Raw genomic sequence first — 19,233 nt, forward strand, 5'->3', positions numbered from 1 at the left:
TAGGCCGCCTTTCTTTTTACATCACGCTGTTAACAAGCATTAACGACGTTTTTTGGTCAGCTCAATGACTCGAATTTGAGCCATTGCTTTAGCTAGTTCACTTGCCGCTTGTGCAAAGTCCATATCACCATGCTGACTCTGAATATGTTCCTCAGCACGCTGTTTGGCTTCTTCAGCCTTCGCTGCGTCAAGATCTTCACCACGAATCGCCGTGTCAGCAAGTACTGTCGCAGTACCCGGCTGAACTTCAACAATACCACCAGAAACATAAATGATTTCTTCGTGGCCGTGCTGCTTCACAATACGCACCATACCAGGCTTGATAGCGGTCAGCAGCGGAGTGTGGCCGTGGAAAATTCCAAGCTCACCTTCGCTACCGGTCACCTGAAATGTTTCTACCAGACCAGAAAACAGTTTTTTCTCAGCACTGACTACATCCAGATGAAAGGTTATTGCTGCCATATCGCCTCCTAATTAGCCTTACATTTTTTTCGCTTTTTCTACTGCTTCTTCAATAGCGCCACAGTACATGAAGGCTTGCTCAGGAATATCGTCGTAATCGCCATCTAGCAGACCTTTAAAGCCATTCAATGTATCTTTTAGCGATACATAAATACCAGGGTCGCCAGTAAATACTTCGGCTACGTGATAAGGCTGAGTTAGGAAACGTTCCATCTTACGCGCACGCGCAACAACACGCTTATCTTCTTCAGACAGTTCGTCCATACCAAGAATCGCAATGATGTCTTTTAGCTCTTTATAGCGCTGTAGCGTTTGTTGAACGCCACGTGCGATATCATAGTGCTCTTGACCAACAACCAATGGGTCAAGCTGACGAGATGTCGAATCCAACGGGTCGATCGCTGGGTATAGACCCATAGATGCGATGTTACGGTTCAATACAACGGTTGCATCCAAGTGAGCAAATGTTGTCGCTGGAGATGGGTCAGTCAAGTCATCCGCTGGTACATATACCGCCTGTACAGACGTGATAGAACCGGTTTTCGTTGACGTGATACGCTCTTGAAGCACACCCATTTCTTCAGCCAATGTCGGCTGGTAACCTACCGCAGACGGCATACGACCTAGCAGTGCTGATACCTCAGTACCGGCCAATGTATAACGATAAATGTTATCGATAAACAGCAGTACGTCACGACCTTCATCACGGAAACGTTCAGCCATTGTCAAACCAGTCAAAGCAACACGTAGACGGTTACCTGGTGGCTCGTTCATCTGACCGTAAACCATTGCAACTTTAGATTCCTCAGGATTCTCTAAGTTAACAACGCCCGCTTCCTGCATTTCGTAGTAGAAATCGTTACCTTCACGAGTACGCTCACCAACACCCGCAAATACTGAAAGACCAGAGTGCTTCAGTGCGATATTGTTGATAAGTTCCATCATGTTTACGGTTTTACCAACACCGGCACCACCGAATAGACCGATTTTACCACCTTTTGCAAATGGACAAATCAAGTCAATAACTTTAACACCGGTTTCTAGAAGTGCAGTCGAGTTAGACTGTTCTTCGTAGCTTGGTGCTGCGCGGTGAATTGAATACTGTTGCTCAGCACCGATCTCACCACGTTCATCAATCGCGTCACCTAAGACGTTCATGATACGACCAAGGGTTTTTGTACCCACTGGCACTGAAATTGGAGCGCCAGTATTTTCAACTGTCATTCCACGACGTAAACCATCTGAGCTACCCATTACGATTGCGCGACATACGCCACCGCCAAGTTGCTGTTGCACTTCAAGAACCAAACGTTCTTTTGCTTCAACAACGTTAAGAGCATCGTAAACACTAGGTACTTCGCTCTGTGGGAACTCCACGTCGACTACTGCGCCGATGATCTGTACGATCTTACCTGTAGCCATCGTTAATCCTCTAAACTGTTTGTTTTACCTAAGCTTAAACCGCAGCTGCGCCACTCACAATTTCTGATAGTTCTTGCGTAATCGCCGTTTGACGGGCTTTGTTATACACAAGTTCTAAATCATCAATTAAGTTAGACGCGTTATCTGTCGCAGCTTTCATCGCAATCATTCGAGCCGCTTGCTCACAAGCAAGGTTCTCAACCACACCTTGATAGACCTGAGACTCTACATAACGTAGCAGTAAGGCATCAAGTAGCGGTTGTGGCTCTGGCTCGTAGATATAATCCCACGAGTGATCACGCTGCATTTCTTCACTGTCTGATTTAGGCAAAGGCAGCAATTGATCGATCGTTGGTTGTTGTACCATCGTATTCACAAACTCGTTAAATACAACGTACAGGCGATCTAATTCACCATTATCATATTTCTTCAGCATCACGCCGACAGAACCGATCAAGTCTTCCAAACTTGGTTGATCACCAAGACCAGAAACTTGAGCCGCTACTTTAGCGCCAGACTGAGCAAAAAAAGACGTCGCTTTCGAACCGATAATACCCAGTTCAACTTCAACCCCTTTGTTCTGCCATGACTTCATATCCACTAGGGCTTTCTTGAACAAGTTAATGTTCAAACCACCACATAAGCCACGATCAGTAGAAACAATGATATAACCAACTCGTTTCGCTTCACGCTCTTCTAGGTAAGGATGACGATACTCTAGATTCGCGTTAGCGACATGACCGATCACTTTACGCATCGTTTGCGCATATGGACGGGAAGCCCGCATCGATTCTTGCGAACGACGCATTTTAGAAGCGGCTACCATTTCCATTGCTTTCGTAATTTTCTGAGTGCTTTTCACACTACCGATTTTACTACGTATTTCTTTTGCGCCGGCCATCATTACTCTCCATTAGCAGGTGGCATTGCTGCCACCAACTTCGTTACCAAGTTTGGGTTGCCTTGAAATCTTGAACAAGCTTATTCAACTTCTCTTCGATTTCTTTGTTGTAAGCACCCGCCTTGCCAATCTCTTCTGCTAGGTCAGCATATTGAGAGTGAGCGTACGATAGTAATGCGGCTTCAAAATCTAGAACTTTGTTCAATTCTACATCTTCAAGGTAACCACGCTCTGCAGCGAAGATTGATAAACCTTGATCAAAAATAGACATTGGTGCGTACTGATTTTGTTTCATCAGTTCGGTCACCTTCTGACCATGTTCTAACTGTTTCTTTGTCGCTTCATCAAGATCCGATGAGAATTGAGCAAACGCTGCCAATTCACGGTATTGAGCCAATGCAGTACGAATACCACCGGCCAATTTCTTGATCAATTTCGTTTGTGCAGAACCACCTACACGAGAAACAGAAACACCAGGGTCAACCGCAGGACGAACACCCGCGTTGAACAGTTCAGTCTGTAGGAAAATCTGACCATCCGTAATCGAAATTACGTTGGTTGGTACGAATGCAGATACGTCACCAGCCTGAGTTTCGATAATAGGCAGAGCCGTTAAAGAACCCGTTTTACCTGTCACAGCACCACCTGTTTTACGCTCAACATATTCAGCGCTAACACGAGATGCACGTTCTAGAAGACGTGAGTGGAGGTAGAATACGTCACCTGGGAAGGCTTCACGGCCTGGTGGGCGACGTAGCAATAGAGAAATCTGACGATAGGCTACCGCTTGTTTTGATAGGTCATCATAAACAATCAGTGCATCTTCACCACGATCACGGAAGTACTCACCCATTGCACAACCAGAATATGGTGCAAGGTATTGTAGTGCCGCAGATTCAGACGCAGACGCGACAACAACGATTGTGTTGCTTAATGCATCATGCTCTTCGAGTTTACGAACAACGTTCGCAATCGTAGAAGCTTTCTGACCAATCGCAACATAAATCGAGTAGATACCAGAATCTTTCTGGTTGATGATCGCATCAATCGCCATCGCAGTTTTACCTGTCTGACGGTCACCGATGATCAACTCACGCTGACCACGGCCGATTGGCACCATTGAGTCAACCGATTTGTAACCTGTTTGTACAGGTTGATCAACCGATTGGCGATCAATAACGCCCGGTGCAATCACTTCAACAGGAGAAGTCAGTTTGGTGTCGATAGGACCTTTGCCATCAATTGGCTCACCCAGTGTGTTAACAACACGACCAAGCAATTCAGGACCCACAGGTACTTCAAGAATACGACCAGTACCTGTTACTTTATCGCCTTCTTTTAAGTTGGCGTACGGGCCCATTACCACTGCACCCACTGAGTCACGCTCAAGGTTAAGTGCTAGCGCATAACGGCCACCCGGTAATTCAATCATTTCACCCTGCATCACGTCCGCTAGGCCGTGAATACGGATAATACCATCGCTTACCGAAACGATAGTACCTTCATTGCGAGCTTCAGTGACAACGTCAAATGATTCAATACGTTGTTTAATTAGATCGCTAATTTCCGTGGAATTAAGTTGCATGCTCCAATCCCCATCAAGACTGCAATGCATCGCTCAGGCGGCCTAAACGACCACGTGCTGAGTTATCGATGACTAAGTCTCCGGCTCGAATTACAACCCCAGCTAGTAGGGTCTCATCTATACTGCAATTCAGCAGAACTTTACGCTCAAGGCGCTGCTCCAGTTTGCTGCTGATATCTGCTTTTTGCTGTTCAGAAAGCTCTGTTGCAGAAATAATATCCACATCAATTTTCGACTCATGCTCTTTTTTCAAAGCATGGAATTCAGCACAAATATCAGGCATGACGCTTAAGCGTCCATTTTCAGCCATCACCTTTATCAGGTTTTGACCGAATTCATCAAACTGTTCGCCACAAACCCCGATAAATATTTCTGCAAGCTTGCTTGCAGACATAGAACTAGTTAAAAGTTCATGTATTTGCTCGTTGTTTGTTACTTCAGCAGCGAATATCAACATTTCAGACCATTGGTCTAACTGCTGCTTCTCCACCGCAAAATCGAATGCTGCTTTAGCATAGGGGCGTGCAATAGTAGTCATAGTAGACATAAGCGCCCCCACCCTTAAAGTTTTGCAGTAATGTTGTCGAGAATATCTTTATGCGCGTCTTTATCGACAGAACGCTCAAGAATCTTCTCAGCACCAGCTATTGCCAGAGTTGCAACTTGTTTACGCAGTTCATCGCGTGCACGGTTACGCTCGGCTTCAATTTCAGCTTCAGCATGATCAAGAATCTTCTGACGTTCTGTCATCGCTTCTTCTCGTGCTTCATCCAAAATCTGCGCTTTACGTTTATTCGCTTGCTCGATGACCTCAGTTGCTGTGCGCTTCGCTTCTTTCATTTGTTCAGAAGCGTTAGCTTGTGCTAGATCCAAGTCTTTTTTTGCTCGCTCAGCGGCTTGCAAACCGTCGGCAATTTTTTGCTGACGTTCTTCGATCGCTTTGATGATTGGTGGCCATACATATTTCATGCAGAACCAAACAAACAAAATAAAAGCGATTGCTTGACCTAGCAGAGTTGCGTTCATATTCACAACAGCTACCCCCTAATTTGGACAGACTCGTGTTAATCAATGGCAAAACCGACGTTTTGCCTACGGAAAAACGTGATTAACCTAGTTGACCTACAAATGGGTTTGCGAATGTGAATAGAAGCGCAATTACGATACCAATCATAGGAACCGCATCCAGCAGGCCCGCGATGATGAACATCTTAACTTGCAGCATAGGAGCCATCTCAGGTTGACGCGCTGCGCCTTCAAGGAATTTACCGCCTAGAAGCGCGAAACCGATCGCAGTACCTAGAGAAGCAAGACCGACGATGATACCTACGGCGATTGCAGAAAAGCTCAGTAAAGTTTCCATTACTATCTCCAATATAAGAATTTGGCTAAATGCCCAATAAAAGCTTTAAAAATAAAGTATAAAAAATTAATGATCCGAGTCTTCATGAGCCATGGATAGATACACTACCGTCAACATCATAAATACAAATGCTTGAATCAAAATTACCAGAATATGGAAAATAGCCCACGGAAGTGAACCCATCCATTGTAGCCACCAAGGCAACATTGCCGCACAAAGAATGAATACAACCTCACCCGCAAACATGTTACCGAACAAACGCATTCCCAGAGAAAGAGGCTTCGCCAGTAGCGATACCACTTCAATAAGAAGGTTGAACGGGATCATGATAGGCGTGTTGAACGGATGTAAAGTCAACTCTTTCACGAAACCCATAAAGCCTTTTACTTTGATGCTATAGAAAATCATCAGAGCAAAAACCCCCAGAGCCAAAGCCATGGTGATATTCACATCAGCAGAAGGAACCACTTTTAAGTAAGGAATTCCAAGCAGATGCTGTGCTGAGTACGGCAAGAAATCAATTGGCACAAGGTCCATGATATTCATTAGCAATACCCAACAAAAGATAGTTAGTGCCAGCGGAGCTATAAGAGGATTGCGTCCATGAAAGGTCTCTTTGACGTTTTGATCGACAAATTCAACCACTATTTCAACAAAACACTGTAGCTTGCCTGGTACACCCACTGTTGCTTTCTTTGCAATAGAACGGAAAATCACTAGGAAAATCAGTCCTGTGAACAAAGAAAAAAACAGGCTATCGATATGAACGTTCCAGAAACTTGTCTCACTAATTTGCCATCCCAAATCATAGTGCTCTGAAATACGAGCCAGTGACAGGTTTGCCAAATGGTGATCTATGTAACCGGACGGTGTTAGCGCTTCACCTGGCGCAGCCATAACTCATCCTATTTTTTGTTGTTGATAAATAATACTGGCGCAAAAATATTAACACCCAGTGCCAGCAAATAGGTTATTTTCAGAGGAACAAGTTCCACCTGAATATACATGTAAGCGACAGAAAACAGAGCAATGGTAATGAGAATTTTCAATACTTCACCTGTATAAAATGAAGCCGCGATGCGCTTGGCAGCACGAGCTCCACTAAACAGAAAAGCACATAACGCAAATACAGCATTGGCGATGACACAAATGCCACCCCCTATCAGCGCTGAAACTCCCCATTCAGCATTCACCACAACAGCCATTCCTGTTGCCACAACCATAACTGCGCACAGCTGGATCAATAACAATTGCTTAGCAAGCTCTCGTCCCGGTCTAGCTAACGCAGCTACCATGTATTCTACCTCGCGTAGTATGCTCCAACCCACAACAAATAAAGCTGGAGACTATGCTAAAAAATTGTATACACTTGCCATAAAGCTTGGCAATGCAAATACCACAAAAAGTTACAGTTTTGCTTACAACTCGACAACTTTTCATTTAAAAAGTCATTTTTTACAATTGATACAGGTCAATTATGTCATTTAGCCTTCTAGCTTGGCAATGACTTGTTGTAATTTGTGAGGTTCATCGAGGTTGATAGTCAGTTTCGATTTTCCATCTTTTCCACGGACGATGGAGACTTTAGCGTCCAACTTCGCACTCAAATTTTGTGATATCTGTTGAATTTCTACGTCTTCTACCACATTTTTATCGTCAGATACATTAGAAAGGCACTTTTTGACAAGTTGCTCAGTTTGACGAACGGTCATCTGCTTTTTAGCAACACGTTGAGCAATATCCACTTGTTGCTCACCTTCCAGCATCAATAGAGCCCGAGCGTGCCCCATTTCAAGCTGCTTGGTTTCGACAAAATATTTCACCTGATCGTCTAATTGGTTAAGACGCAGCAAATTACTCACCGTGGTGCGGGATTTACCAATCACATCGGCCACTTGTTGATGCGTTAAACTGAATTCATTCTGCAGACGTTCCAGCGCTTGCGCCTCTTCAATCGCATTGAGATCTTCACGCTGAATATTCTCGATCAAGGCCATTGCAACCGCTGCGTTATCAGCCACTTGCTTGACTAAACAAGGAACTTTGCTCAATCCAGCTAAACGGGCGGCTCGCCAACGGCGTTCACCAGCAATAATTTCATAACCGCCAGCCGCGACAGGACGCACCACGATCGGTTGAATGATCCCTTGTGATTGGATTGAAGCAGAGAGTTCTTCTAGCGCTTCCGAAGACATATCTTTACGCGGTTGATAGATACCAGGCTTTAAGTTATTTATCCCTAATTCAGCAAGCTCACCATCCACAGAGACATCTTGATGACTCGGGGTGTCGTACTGTTTTTCACGAGACATTGAACTGGTCGCCAATAAAGCATCCAATCCTTTTCCTAAACCACGTTTAGACATGTAAACCCATTCCTTAAATTAAAACGTTATGCGGGGACTTGCTCACGACGCAACATTTCGCCAGCTAATGCTAAATACGCTTTAGCACCAGCGGAATATTTATCGTAGTACATAGCTGGTTTACCATGACTCGGAGCTTCGGCTAAACGGACATTACGCGGAATTACCGTACGATAGACTTTCGCACCAAAGTGCTTCTTCAGTTGGTCTGACACCTCGTTCGATAATCGATTACGAGGATCGTACATAGTGCGGAGTAACCCTTCAATTTGTAAATTTTCGTTGACGACAGCCGCCAGTTTACTGATGGTATCCATCAGTGCGGTCAATCCTTCAAGCGCAAAATACTCACACTGCATCGGTACAAGCACCGAATCAGCAGCGGCCATGGCGTTAATAGTAAGCAAATTCAAAGCTGGCGGACAATCAATAAAGATATAATCATAGCTATCGCGCACAGCGGAGATCGCATTCTTTAGACGTACCTCACGGGCAAACACTTCCATTAACTTAATCTCGGCCGCGGTGACATCACCATTTGCAGCGATTAAGTCATAGTGTCCGGTTGTGTTATGAACCACGACATCGTCAAATGCGGCATCTTCAACCAACAACTCATACGCCGTCGCTTCAACTTGGTATTTATCCACTCCGCTTGCCATTGTCGCATTGCCTTGTGGGTCCAAATCGATCACTAGAACCTTACGTTTCGTCGCCGCCATCGATGCGGCTAAATTAATACATGTTGTTGTTTTACCAACGCCGCCTTTTTGGTTGGCAATTGCTACAATTTTTCCCACAGTGTGCCTCGCTATTATCCCTTGCGAGATAAGATTACAAGATGACGCTCACCTTCCAACTCCGGAACATCCAAAGATTTGACACAGTTCACACAACACCATTCAGGGAGCTGATCAATTTCAGTTTGATCAACTTGTCCTTTTAGCGCTAAAAATACACCGGTCTCGGCTTTTGGTAAAGTTTCACACCAATGAACCATATCACTCATCGAAGCAAATGCTCGGCTTAACACCGCATCAAACCCTTCACCGGCATCGTATTCTTCAACCCGGCTTTGAACCGGGGTGACGTTGTGGATGCCAAGCTCATGAACGACTTGTTTAATAAACCGAATACGTTTACCTAAACTGTCCAGCAACACAAAATCTTTGTCTGGATTCATTATCGATAATGGAATCCCAGGTAATCCAGGACCGGTCCCCACATCAATGAATCGATGTCCGTCGAGAGAAGCGCTGACTACGATACTATCGAGGATATGCTTGATAAGCATATCCATCGGGTTTCTTACGGAAGTCAAGTTATACGCTTTATTCCACTTATTGAGAAGCGCCACGTATCCGACTAATTGCTCTCTTTGATGCTCAGACACGACTAAATCTGTCTGAGCAAGCAAGCTATCGAGTTTGGTTCGCAATGCGTTCACTACGCCACTTCCCCTTTCTTTAGCATACCGTGCTTTTTAAGGTGTACCAGCAAGATTGAAATCGCTGCAGGTGTTACACCTGAAATTCGTGATGCAATACCAATTGTTTCCGGTTTCGTGTCCGTCAACTTCATCACGACTTCATTCGATAACCCTTTCACTTGGCTGTAATCTAAGTCAAATGGCAACTGAGTATGTTCATGACGCAATGATTTTTCGATCTCGTCTTTTTGGCGCTGAATATAGCCTTCATACTTCACTTGAATTTCGACCTGTTCAGCGGCTTGATCGTCATCTAACTTCGGCGCAAAAGTCGCTAATGATGAGACTAAGTCGTAATTCATTTCAGGACGACGTAATAAATCCGCCCCATTGGCTTCACGAGTCAGTGGAGTTTTTAACATCGCATTTAATTCACCAATTTCATTCGATGTAGGATGAATCCATACTGAGCCTAAACGCTGACGCTCGCGTTCAATATTTTCTACTTTTTCATTGAAACGCGCCCAGCGAGCATCATTCACAAGACCTAATTCCCGTGCTTTTTCTGTCAAACGCAGATCAGCGTTATCTTCACGTAATAATAATCGATATTCCGCTCGAGACGTGAACATACGGTAAGGTTCTTGTGTGCCCATTGTAGAAAGGTCATCAATCAATACGCCCATGTAGGCTTGATCGCGACGTGGGCTCCAACCTTCTTTGTCTTGACTGAATAAACTTGCATTCAATCCGGCCATCAAACCTTGCGCAGCCGCTTCTTCATAACCGGTTGTGCCATTGATTTGTCCGGCGAAGAACAAACCTTTAATAAATTTGGTTTCGTACGTATTTTTCAAATCACGAGGATCAAAATAATCGTACTCAATAGCATAGCCTGGACGCATGATATGGGCATTTTCAAACCCTTTCATTGAGCGCACAATTTGCAGCTGTACATCAAAAGGTAAGCTGGTGGAGATACCATTAGGATACAGTTCGCGGCTGTTTAACCCTTCGGGTTCGATGAAGATTTGATGACTATTTTTATCTGCAAAGCGCATCACTTTGTCTTCAATCGATGGACAGTAACGAGGTCCAATACCTTCAATCACACCAGAATACATCGGACTACGATGTAAATTTTCGCGGATTACATCATGCGTGCGATCATTGGTATGGGTGATATAACACGGAATTTGGTTAGGGTGTTGTGTGCGATTGCCCATAAATGAAAATACAGGCGTTGGATTATCACCATGTTGCTGAGCGAGCTGTGAAAAATCAACGCTGTTCGCATCAATGCGTGGTGGTGTTCCTGTTTTTAAACGATCGACTCGAAATGGCAAATCACGCAAACGATCCGCTAGCGCGATCGACGGTGGATCGCCAGCACGACCCCCTGAGAAGTTTTCTAAACCAATGTGGATCTTACCGCCCAAAAAGGTCCCCACAGTCAACACAACCGATTTGGCTTTGAATTTAAGCCCCATCTGCGTCACTACACCCGTTACTTGATCATTTTCAACAATAAGATCATCGGCAGATTGTTGGAACAAGGTTAGGTTAGGGGTATTTTCCAAAGCATTGCGAACATACGTTTTGTATAACGCACGGTCTGCTTGAGCGCGAGTTGCTCGAACCGCAGGTCCTTTTGACGCGTTAAGTGTTCGAAATTGAATACCTGCGTGGTCAATAGCTTCAGCCATCAAGCCACCCATGGCGTCGACTTCTTTGACAAGATGTCCTTTGCCAATCCCACCGATGGCTGGATTGCAAGACATTTGTCCTAGAGTATCAATGTTGTGAGTAATCAATAGGGTGTTTTGGCCAGTGCGAGCGGCGGCTAAAGCGGCTTCCGTTCCTGCATGACCGCCACCAACCACAATGACGTCAAATGTTTCGTGATAAAGCATGAACGACCTCAGGTAATCTGTTAAGGCTAAGGAAAATTAAAGGATGCGTATTCTACCTTCTTTCGGTCGTCTATTAAATCGGTTTTATTGATTTTTAATGATCCCTTTAAAGACTTAATATATATAAGATCTTTATATAGATCTCTTATTAGATCTATTATTAGGATCAACGATCTCTGTGGATAAGTGATAAATGATCAATGGGATCATGGATCTTACGTTGATCAGAACTTGTGATCATCAACTGATCAACATAAGGAGAAGCTGGGATCAAAAAGCCTACTTATACACAGGGGGATCCAAGACTATAACTTGTACATTGGATAACTAATGGTTGATCACCGGATAACAGTATACTTATCCACAGATTGTTTGTTCAAAAAAGCAGCAAACAGATTACTCGCTTCGTGCTAAAACGCCGGTTTTCTAAAAAGCATCGTAAAAAAAGCGACCATGCGGTCGCTTCTCTGTGAGCACAAAGCCGATTATTGAGAGAATTTATCTGCGACTGTGGCGAACCATTCCTCGGCGGCATCTTCTGGAACAGGATAGGTTTGCACGTCAATCGTGACGCATTCTGTTAATGGTGTGGCGCCAATATCCTCAAGTAAGGCAAAGGCATGTTTACCGGCTCCACAAAAGGTATCGTAGCTCGAATCGCCGATCGCCACGACGGCATAGTGTAAGTCTTGTGTTCTTGGTGGCGTGTCTTGCAGATATGAAATGAAGGGCTGGATATTGTCTGGATAATCTCCCGCGCCGTGAGTCGATGTGACGATCAACCAAATCCCTTGCGCTGGAATATCATTCGGATCCGGTTGGTTATGGATGGTGGTTTCGAGGCCTTGGGCTTCGAGCAAATCATTAAGATGATCACCGACATATTCAGCACTGCCTAGTGTGCTACCCGTAATAATATGGATCATGATGGCTGTCCCATTACTTAGATTATAATTCGCCGTCTATCCTAGACGATTTATTGTTGTTTTGGCTATGGTTACCTTTTCGTGATGACCAAAGAGAGGAAGGATAGGAAGGTAAAGAGAGCGGTTGGGTCGTTATAAAAAACCCTAATCCTCGCTCAGCAAGCATTAGGGTCGGTGTCTGCGACTTCATGACTCAATGGGGTCAGAAGATGCGATTATTTTCCGATACAGAAAGACGAGAAAATCTTACCGAGCAAATCATCTGAGTTGAATTCGCCGGTAATCTCGTTTAAATGCTGCTGAGTGATGCGCAGCTCTTCGGCAAGGATTTCTCCTGCCATATAACCTTCAAGCTGTTCACGTCCTGTGAGAAGGTGTTCTGAGGCTCTCTCAAGGGCATCTAAGTGACGGCGACGGGCCATAAAACCCCCTTCTTGATAACTCGAGAATCCCATGCAGTCTTTGAGATGAGCGCGCAGCGTTTCTACGCCTTGGCCGGTTTTGGCGGATAAGCGAATGAGCATTGAATCATCTTTCTCGGTTAACCCGAGTTCCTCATGAGTTTGGTCGACTTTGTTGCGTATGACCGTCATGCCAATATGCGCCGGTAAACGATCGACAAAGTCTGGCCAAATGTCTTTCGGGTCGGTTGCATCGGTGGTGGTGCCATCGACCATGAACAATACGCGGTCAGCTTGATTAATTTCATCCCACGCTCGCTCAATCCCAATTTTTTCTACCTCATCGGTGGAATCGCGTAACCCTGCGGTATCAATGATATGGAGCGGCATGCCATCAATGTGAATATGCTCTCTTAGTACATCACGAGTGGTGCCCGCAATGTCGGTTACAATCGCACTGTCTTTGCCTGAGAGAGCGTTTAGGAGGCTTGATTTGCCAGCATTGGGGCGACCGGCGATCACCACTTTCATGCCTTCGCGCATGATCGCGCCCTGATTGGCTTCTTGGCGTACGGCCTCTAAGTTAGCAATGATCGTGTTGAGATCGGTCAGCACTTTGCCGTCCGCTAAGAAATCAATTTCTTCTTCTGGAAAATCAATCGCGGCTTCGACGTAAATACGCAAGTGAATGAGTGATTCCACCAGCGTATTGATGCGTTTTGAAAATTGGCCTTGGAGGGATTGTAAAGCCGATTTAGCGGCTTCCTCTGAGCTGGCATCAATGAGGTCCGCAATGGCTTCTGCTTGCGTTAAATCCATTTTATCGTTCATAAAGGCGCGTTCTGAGAATTCACCAGGACGTGCCGCTCGAATGCCTGGAATCTGCAAAATACGTTTGATTAACATATCAATGACCACAGGGCCGCCATGACCTTGTAATTCTAAAACGTCTTCACCTGTGAATGAATGAGGGTTAGGGAAGAAGAGGGCGATACCTTGGTCGAGCTCGTTACCATCACTATCTTTAAACGGTAAATACTCAGCATAGCGCGGGCGCAGCGTTTTCCCTGTTACCGCGGTGGCGACTTGGGTAGCCAGTGGCCCTGAAACGCGAATAATACCTACACCACCGCGCCCTGGGGCGGTAGCTTGAGCGACAATGGTATCTGTAGTCATAATGTTACCTAAACCGAATTAATGAGTGTCACATTGTAATCAGCCAAACAAAAAAAGGCGACCTTTCGGTCGCCTCAATCGATATGACTGTTGTGCGCTTACTTAGTCTTTGCCTTTTTAGGGACTTTCGTATGCAAGCCTTTTTTCTCGAGACCTTTGTAAATCATCGTTTGTTGAATCAAGGTTACGATGTTTGACATCAAGTAGTACAGCACCAATCCTGCAGGGAAGAACAGGAAGAATGCAGAGAAAACAACCGGCATAAAGGTCATGATTTTTTGTTGCATTGGGTCCGTCACTGTTGACGGACTCATCTTCTGAATCATGAACATACTGATACCCATTAGTACCGGTAAAATGTAGTACGGGTCTTGTGCTGACAAGTCATGAATCCAACCGAAGAATGGCGAATGACGCAATTCAACAGACTCCATCAATGCCCAATACAGGGATATGAAGATCGGCATTTGTAGGAAGATAGGCAAACAACCACCGAGTGGATTCACTTTCTCTTTCTTATACAAGGCCATCATTTCTTGGCTCATACGCTGACGGTCATCACCGATGCGTTCACGCATTTCCTGCATTTTGGGTTGCAGCATGCGCATTTTAGCCATGGATGTGTATTGCGCTTTGGTCAGTGGGTACATTGCACCACGTACAATCAGCGTTAAACCAATGATGGCAAGACCCCAGTTACCCACAAAAGATTGGATAAAAGAGAGCAGCATATGCAGTGGTTTCGCAAGGAACCATAACCAGCCGTAATCGACAACAAGGTCGAGGTGATCCGCGGTTGCTGCCATTGCATCTTGCAGTTTAGGACCGACCCACAATGTCGCTTTGAACTGACCGCTTTGGTCGTTGGCAATGGTTTTATCTTGGGTACGAATACCAATATCACCGTATTGATTTTTCACACGGCTATATAAAATAGGATCATGCTCGTTACGAGGAATCCATGCTACAGCGAAGTAGTGCTGAATCATTGCTGCCCAACCTTTATCATCTTTCAATGTGATGTTTAGGTTGTGGTCTTGCATGTCATCAAAGCTATATTTCTTGTAGCGTGTTTCTTCTGTAGAGTAGGCACCACCGTGGTAAGTTGGCATAGCAAGGCTGCCACCAGAGTCTTTCAGATTCTGACGTAGGTGCATGTCCATACGGACGTCTGCTGGCTTACCAGATTGGTTTTTAACATTGTAAACCATATCCAGTGCATAACTGCCACGTTTCAGAATGAACGTTTTCGTGTAAGTAATGCCATTCGCTTTGTAGATCAGAGGAACTTCAATTTGTTTCTGATCTTTGCCCATCGTGTACTGGGTTTGCTTGGCAGCATACACAGTACGCGTATCGTTATGGTCGGTACCTTGTGGTCCACGCAAGCTACTTTGTGCAATAAATTGCTCTGAAGGTGATTTATGTAGCAAGACGAACGGATTATCTGAATTCAGTTTGTCAGAATATTTGTTCAGTTTTGCTTCAACAATATCACCACCAGCCGTATTAATGGACAGAGTTAGCACATCCGTTTTTACGGTAATCAGTTTTGCCTTGGCGTTATTCACAGCTTGCTTGCTTACTGTCTTCGAAGAAGAGTTTGCTTGATCGGCTGCAGCTTCGGTATTACTCGTTTGAGTCTGTTCAACTGCTGGTTTGGTCGGAGTCTTATCCGCATTCCACTCGTTGTAGAGCAGGAAAGACACTAACGCTAAAGCAATTAACAGAATATTACGTTGAGAATCCATCGTTATTTATCTCTGTCTTGTTTTTGGACTGGTGGAACGGGGTCAAAACCCCCTTCGCTCAAAGGATGGCATTTTAATAGACGTTTACCTGATAACCAACACCCTTTTACAAAACCGTGAGCTTTCAATGCTTCTATGGCATACGAAGAGCAAGTAGGTGTGAACCGACATCTTGGGCCGATGAGCGGACTAATTATCCACTGGTATAGTTTGACTATACCAATGGCTAACCACGTGAAGGGCGAGACAGGCGTTTCCATAACTTATCGAATAACTTAAATAATTCCTCATTGGACAAATCTTGCGCACTTTTTTTGGCAATAACAACAAAATCTTTTTTGGAAAGTTCGTGCTGCTGAAGTCGAAAGCTTTCTCGTGCAATGCGTTTAAAACGATTACGACCAACGGCTGTTTTGATTTGCTTCTTTGGAACGGCTAAACCTAAACGAGGGTGAGAAAGAGTGTTTGCGCGGGCAATTATGGTGAAATGAGGAGAGCCAGCTCGATGAGCTTGCTGGAAAACTTTTTGATAATTCTCGGGAGTTAACAAACGTAACTCCCGATTAAACGCGTTCGTTTTCAAAATAAACTAATGATTATTTTGAAAGGCGCTTACGGCCTTTTGCACGACGTGCGTTAATTACTTTACGACCGTTCGCAGTAGCCATGCGTGCACGGAAGCCGTGAGAGCGCTTGCGCTTTAGAACTGAAGGTTGAAAAGTGCGTTTCATTGTTTAGTACCTTACTGATCAGTAGTTTTTAGGTTCATTAAACCCGGCGTGGGCAATTGTCTTATCTCATTGTTGTAATGAAAGGACATTCCGACGCCTCTCAACAAAGAGGCGGAATTGTAATCAGAGACACGTAGTGTGTCAATGATTCGAATCGTCGGTATTACATATTTACGAACTCGTCAACATGTAATAAGTACCCAATACGGTCGGACGATTATACGGATAATCATTAAAACAGCAAGGATCCTTAGTCGATCCCGACTTGATTTAAGAATTTTTTCAATCTTGGATCCTGTGGATGATCGAAAATATCCTGTGGAGAACCTTGTTCGATAATCGATCCTTCTGCCATGAAGATCACGCGATCGGCCACATCACGGGCAAATTGCATCTCATGGGTGACCACCAACATGGTTTGATGTTCTTTCGCGAGTCTTTTCATTAATGCTAACACTTCGCCAACCCATTCTGGATCCAACGCCGAAGTTGGTTCATCAAATAACAGTAATTCCGGTTTCAAAACCATGGCTCGGCCAATGCCGACACGTTGTTGCTGACCCCCTGACAGGGAGGCTGGATAGTTATCCCCTTTATCGCCTAGCCCGATATCATTTAGGATGGTTTGTGCGTGTTCGTAAGCCTTACGCTTATCCCAACCTTGTACCGTAATAAGGCCTTCGGCGATATTTTGGCGGGTCGTCATATGGGAGAATAAGGCATAGTTTTGAAACACAAATCCCGTCTGACGGCGTATTGCGGTGATGTCTTTCGCGGTATGCTTTTCCGCATTAATGGTGACATCACCGATTTGAATCGTCCCTAAATCCGGCTGCTCTAAAAAGTTCACGCAGCGCAGCAAGGTTGACTTACCGGTACCACTTGAACCGATCACGACGATGATCTCTCCAGATTGAATCTCAAGATCAATGCCTTTAAGAATGCCACTGTTACCAAATTTCTTATGGATATTGTTGAGTTTGATCATCGTTCATACGCCTTGTTCAATTTATGTTCGGCCCAGTATTGTACGCGAGTCAAGATAACCACCATTGCCCAATAGATTAATGCGACCGCGAGATAAGACTCGAAAAACTTGAAGCTCGATGAAGCTTCCATTTGCGCTTTCGCCATGATTTCAGTCACCCCTAAAGTAAAGGCGAGTGAGCTCGACTTAATCATATCGATAAAGTGATTCATCAAGGAAGGTAACGCCACGCGGGAAGCCTGCGGCAGAATAATGCGACGCATTAACTGTGATTTGGTCATTCCAATCGATAAGCTCGCTTCCATTTGACTGCGATCGATGCCGACAATCGCGGCGCGAATACTTTCAGACATGTAGGAGGCAAAGTGCAACGTTAAGCTAATAATGGCTGCCGTAAAGGCATCCAGTCCCACTAACGGTGGAATGATTTGCGGTAAGCCGTAATAGAGCAAAAACATTTGCACCAAGAGCGGCGTGCCACGGAAAAAGCTGAGATATAATTGAGCGAGCTGATTGAGTACGGGGATCTTAAACACGCGAATGAGCGCCACGGTAATCGCCAATATTAAGGCGAAGACGAGTCCCCACAGAGCCATGGATATTGTCGTGCCTAAATACTTAAACAGTATCGGCATTAAATCGATCATGTAGTGAAAGTCAAAACCCATAGATCGTTCCTATTTGAAAATAAATAAAGGTGGAAAGCCTGCTTCCCACCTTTATAAGTTGTGCCTAAATCAAAGCATTGCAATGATATAACGCTTATTTAGTAATATCGGTATCAAACCATTTTTTAGAAATTTTAGCGAGTGTGCCGTCACCACGCATCGCTTCTAACGCTTGGTTGACTTCTTTTTGCAACTCTCGACCTTTCGCGTTTTTCATAAATGGCCAAGCATTTTCAATTTTCTCAAAAGGTGAGCCAGCAAGTTTCAATGGTAGCCCTGATTTACGAATCAGCTCGAGTGCCGATAGGCGATCCATGACAAATGCATCAGAGCGACCTAGGACGACATCTTGTTCAATACCCGAATCGTAAGTCTTGATATTAATCTTACCGTCTTTGTCGTGTTGGCGTAGTAACTGTTCGAAGTTCGACCCTAAATTGACAGCGACGGTTTTTCCTGCCAAATCTTGAATACCGTGAATGCTCTTATTACCTTTGTGTACGGTAATTTGTGCACCGTTGACCACATAAGGTTCTGAAAATAAGTACTTGTCCTGACGTGCTTTGGTCATCGTAATTTGATTAGAAATCGTATCAATACGACCCGTTTGCAGGAGACCAAATAAACCGGAAAAACTCGCCGTGACAAATTTGACATCGTAGTGATTGCGCTTACCAATCTCTTTCCACAAATCCACTTCGAAGCCTTGCAGTTTATCGTTCTTCATAAAGGTAAATGGAAAATAGCGTCCTGACATGCCGACTTTAACGACTTCGTTTGCGGCTTGTGCAGATGCAGCGGTAAACGCAAGCGCGGCAACGGCAATAGTTAACCAGCGTTTCATATACTTCTCCTCAGTGATTATGCTGTGATCTTAATCATGCTTTTCTTTTTAAAGAAATAACGAGATATTATTATTAATATCAAAAATAGAATAAAACATGGGGATAAGTCACTAAGAATTTACCCTAATGTGTACGATAGTGTGAGTAAGCGGGGGTTATCTCTGCGGATCCTAGGAAAAACTCCGTATATATTGTGTATAAGTAGGATCTTATTCACATAGATTTTTGATCATTTACTGGCGATCTGAGTTATCAACAGGTAGAATTACCAGTCTTTATCGATCAATGATTAAGAGTGAGGGAAAC

General features: G+C 44.5%; 22 protein-coding genes. All 22 read right to left on the bottom strand.

All coding sequences use genetic code 11. The features are described from left to right. Window positions 1-39: 39 nt before the first annotated feature. The 22 genes from EAE30_RS18590 to EAE30_RS18700 all read right to left on the bottom strand — a co-directional run bounded on the left by EAE30_RS18590 (window position 40) and on the right by EAE30_RS18700 (window position 18,926). Entirely contained in the window at window positions 40-462 is a 423-nt protein-coding gene (locus EAE30_RS18590) for a F0F1 ATP synthase subunit epsilon (RefSeq protein ID WP_123017241.1), read from the bottom strand. Window positions 463-480: 18 nt separating this feature from the next. Then, a complete protein-coding gene (gene atpD, locus EAE30_RS18595; RefSeq protein ID WP_123017242.1) occupies window positions 481-1,884 on the bottom strand; it encodes a F0F1 ATP synthase subunit beta in 1,404 nt (467 codons plus the stop codon). 34 nt (window positions 1,885-1,918) lie between these two features. Then, complete coding sequence (gene atpG, locus EAE30_RS18600; protein ID WP_123017243.1) at window positions 1,919-2,785, bottom strand: F0F1 ATP synthase subunit gamma; 867 nt, start codon at window positions 2,783-2,785, stop codon at window positions 1,919-1,921. A gap of 43 nt (window positions 2,786-2,828) precedes the next feature. Continuing rightward, entirely contained in the window at window positions 2,829-4,370 is a 1,542-nt protein-coding gene (gene atpA / locus EAE30_RS18605) for a F0F1 ATP synthase subunit alpha (RefSeq protein ID WP_123017244.1), read from the bottom strand. 13 nt (window positions 4,371-4,383) lie between these two features. Further along, window positions 4,384-4,917, bottom strand: coding sequence for a F0F1 ATP synthase subunit delta (gene atpH / locus EAE30_RS18610; protein ID WP_123017245.1), 534 nt, complete (start codon window positions 4,915-4,917; stop codon window positions 4,384-4,386). A gap of 14 nt (window positions 4,918-4,931) precedes the next feature. Next, window positions 4,932-5,402 (bottom strand): F0F1 ATP synthase subunit B, encoded by a 471-nt coding sequence (atpF, locus tag EAE30_RS18615; protein WP_123017246.1) that lies wholly within the window; start codon window positions 5,400-5,402, stop codon window positions 4,932-4,934. Window positions 5,403-5,478: 76 nt separating this feature from the next. After that, window positions 5,479-5,733, bottom strand: coding sequence for a F0F1 ATP synthase subunit C (atpE, locus tag EAE30_RS18620; RefSeq protein ID WP_002540812.1), 255 nt, complete (start codon window positions 5,731-5,733; stop codon window positions 5,479-5,481). Window positions 5,734-5,799: 66 nt separating this feature from the next. Further along, window positions 5,800-6,630 (bottom strand): F0F1 ATP synthase subunit A, encoded by an 831-nt coding sequence (atpB, locus tag EAE30_RS18625; RefSeq protein WP_123017247.1) that lies wholly within the window; start codon window positions 6,628-6,630, stop codon window positions 5,800-5,802. An 8-nt stretch (window positions 6,631-6,638) separates the two neighbouring features. Next, window positions 6,639-7,028 carry a F0F1 ATP synthase subunit I gene (locus tag EAE30_RS18630; protein ID WP_123017248.1) on the bottom strand — a complete coding sequence of 130 codons (390 nt, stop codon included), beginning with the start codon at window positions 7,026-7,028 and terminating at the stop codon, window positions 6,639-6,641. Window positions 7,029-7,217: 189 nt separating this feature from the next. Continuing rightward, entirely contained in the window at window positions 7,218-8,099 is an 882-nt protein-coding gene (locus EAE30_RS18640) for a ParB/RepB/Spo0J family partition protein (RefSeq protein WP_123017250.1), read from the bottom strand. A 26-nt stretch (window positions 8,100-8,125) separates the two neighbouring features. Next, window positions 8,126-8,899, bottom strand: a complete 774-nt coding sequence (locus EAE30_RS18645; RefSeq protein ID WP_123017251.1) for a ParA family protein — start codon at window positions 8,897-8,899, stop codon at window positions 8,126-8,128. A 14-nt stretch (window positions 8,900-8,913) separates the two neighbouring features. Beyond that, entirely contained in the window at window positions 8,914-9,546 is a 633-nt protein-coding gene (gene rsmG / locus EAE30_RS18650) for a 16S rRNA (guanine(527)-N(7))-methyltransferase RsmG (protein ID WP_123017252.1), read from the bottom strand. Continuing rightward, window positions 9,546-11,441 (bottom strand): tRNA uridine-5-carboxymethylaminomethyl(34) synthesis enzyme MnmG, encoded by a 1,896-nt coding sequence (gene mnmG, locus EAE30_RS18655; RefSeq protein WP_123017253.1) that lies wholly within the window; start codon window positions 11,439-11,441, stop codon window positions 9,546-9,548. Before mnmG ends, rsmG begins: the two co-directional genes overlap by 1 nt. A 485-nt stretch (window positions 11,442-11,926) precedes the next feature. After that, window positions 11,927-12,367, bottom strand: a complete 441-nt coding sequence (mioC, locus tag EAE30_RS18660) for an FMN-binding protein MioC (protein ID WP_123017254.1) — start codon at window positions 12,365-12,367, stop codon at window positions 11,927-11,929. A gap of 215 nt (window positions 12,368-12,582) precedes the next feature. Next, window positions 12,583-13,944 carry a tRNA uridine-5-carboxymethylaminomethyl(34) synthesis GTPase MnmE gene (gene mnmE, locus EAE30_RS18665; protein WP_123017255.1) on the bottom strand — a complete coding sequence of 454 codons (1,362 nt, stop codon included), beginning with the start codon at window positions 13,942-13,944 and terminating at the stop codon, window positions 12,583-12,585. 98 nt (window positions 13,945-14,042) lie between these two features. Continuing rightward, window positions 14,043-15,695 (bottom strand): membrane protein insertase YidC, encoded by a 1,653-nt coding sequence (yidC, locus tag EAE30_RS18670; RefSeq protein ID WP_123017256.1) that lies wholly within the window; start codon window positions 15,693-15,695, stop codon window positions 14,043-14,045. A 2-nt stretch (window positions 15,696-15,697) separates the two neighbouring features. After that, entirely contained in the window at window positions 15,698-15,955 is a 258-nt protein-coding gene (yidD, locus tag EAE30_RS18675) for a membrane protein insertion efficiency factor YidD (RefSeq protein WP_123017257.1), read from the bottom strand. After that, entirely contained in the window at window positions 15,922-16,245 is a 324-nt protein-coding gene (rnpA, locus tag EAE30_RS18680; RefSeq protein ID WP_241967709.1) for a ribonuclease P protein component, read from the bottom strand. Before rnpA ends, yidD begins: the two co-directional genes overlap by 34 nt. A gap of 46 nt (window positions 16,246-16,291) precedes the next feature. Continuing rightward, window positions 16,292-16,426 (bottom strand): 50S ribosomal protein L34, encoded by a 135-nt coding sequence (gene rpmH / locus EAE30_RS18685; protein ID WP_077315244.1) that lies wholly within the window; start codon window positions 16,424-16,426, stop codon window positions 16,292-16,294. Between the two features lie 250 nt (window positions 16,427-16,676). After that, window positions 16,677-17,414: an amino acid ABC transporter ATP-binding protein gene (locus EAE30_RS18690; RefSeq protein WP_123017259.1), complete on the bottom strand. Its 738-nt coding sequence runs from the start codon at window positions 17,412-17,414 to the stop codon at window positions 16,677-16,679. After that, window positions 17,411-18,082 carry an amino acid ABC transporter permease gene (locus EAE30_RS18695; protein WP_123017260.1) on the bottom strand — a complete coding sequence of 224 codons (672 nt, stop codon included), beginning with the start codon at window positions 18,080-18,082 and terminating at the stop codon, window positions 17,411-17,413. Before EAE30_RS18695 ends, EAE30_RS18690 begins: the two co-directional genes overlap by 4 nt. Window positions 18,083-18,176: 94 nt before the next feature. Further along, a complete protein-coding gene (locus EAE30_RS18700; protein WP_123017261.1) occupies window positions 18,177-18,926 on the bottom strand; it encodes an amino acid ABC transporter substrate-binding protein in 750 nt (249 codons plus the stop codon). Window positions 18,927-19,233: the final 307 nt, after the last annotated feature.

The organism is Vibrio zhugei, from assembly GCF_003716875.1.
GTDB lineage: Bacteria > Pseudomonadota > Gammaproteobacteria > Enterobacterales > Vibrionaceae > Vibrio > Vibrio zhugei.

Bases quoted from the DNA above. Each gene is read 5' to 3' on its own strand.
- atpB (WP_123017247.1), bottom strand. From the start codon at position 6,630: ATGGCTGCGCCAGGTGAAGCGCTAACACCGTCCGGTTACATAGATCAC.
- EAE30_RS18695 (WP_123017260.1), bottom strand. From the start codon at position 18,082: ATGGGTTTTGACTTTCACTACATGATCGATTTAATGCCGATACTGTTT.
- rpmH (WP_077315244.1), bottom strand. From the start codon at position 16,426: ATGAAACGCACTTTTCAACCTTCAGTTCTAAAGCGCAAGCGCTCTCAC.
- EAE30_RS18590 (WP_123017241.1), bottom strand. From the start codon at position 462: ATGGCAGCAATAACCTTTCATCTGGATGTAGTCAGTGCTGAGAAAAAA.
- atpH (WP_123017245.1), bottom strand. From the start codon at position 4,917: ATGTCTACTATGACTACTATTGCACGCCCCTATGCTAAAGCAGCATTC.
- atpD (WP_123017242.1), bottom strand. From the start codon at position 1,884: ATGGCTACAGGTAAGATCGTACAGATCATCGGCGCAGTAGTCGACGTG.
- yidD (WP_123017257.1), bottom strand. From the start codon at position 15,955: ATGGAAACGCCTGTCTCGCCCTTCACGTGGTTAGCCATTGGTATAGTC.
- EAE30_RS18700 (WP_123017261.1), bottom strand. From the start codon at position 18,926: ATGAAACGCTGGTTAACTATTGCCGTTGCCGCGCTTGCGTTTACCGCT.
- atpG (WP_123017243.1), bottom strand. From the start codon at position 2,785: ATGGCCGGCGCAAAAGAAATACGTAGTAAAATCGGTAGTGTGAAAAGC.
- mioC (WP_123017254.1), bottom strand. From the start codon at position 12,367: ATGATCCATATTATTACGGGTAGCACACTAGGCAGTGCTGAATATGTC.
- mnmE (WP_123017255.1), bottom strand. From the start codon at position 13,944: ATGACTACAGATACCATTGTCGCTCAAGCTACCGCCCCAGGGCGCGGT.
- yidC (WP_123017256.1), bottom strand. From the start codon at position 15,695: ATGGATTCTCAACGTAATATTCTGTTAATTGCTTTAGCGTTAGTGTCT.
- EAE30_RS18640 (WP_123017250.1), bottom strand. From the start codon at position 8,099: ATGTCTAAACGTGGTTTAGGAAAAGGATTGGATGCTTTATTGGCGACC.
- EAE30_RS18690 (WP_123017259.1), bottom strand. From the start codon at position 17,414: ATGATCAAACTCAACAATATCCATAAGAAATTTGGTAACAGTGGCATT.
- atpA (WP_123017244.1), bottom strand. From the start codon at position 4,370: ATGCAACTTAATTCCACGGAAATTAGCGATCTAATTAAACAACGTATT.
- EAE30_RS18630 (WP_123017248.1), bottom strand. From the start codon at position 7,028: ATGGTAGCTGCGTTAGCTAGACCGGGACGAGAGCTTGCTAAGCAATTG.
- atpE (WP_002540812.1), bottom strand. From the start codon at position 5,733: ATGGAAACTTTACTGAGCTTTTCTGCAATCGCCGTAGGTATCATCGTC.
- mnmG (WP_123017253.1), bottom strand. From the start codon at position 11,441: ATGCTTTATCACGAAACATTTGACGTCATTGTGGTTGGTGGCGGTCAT.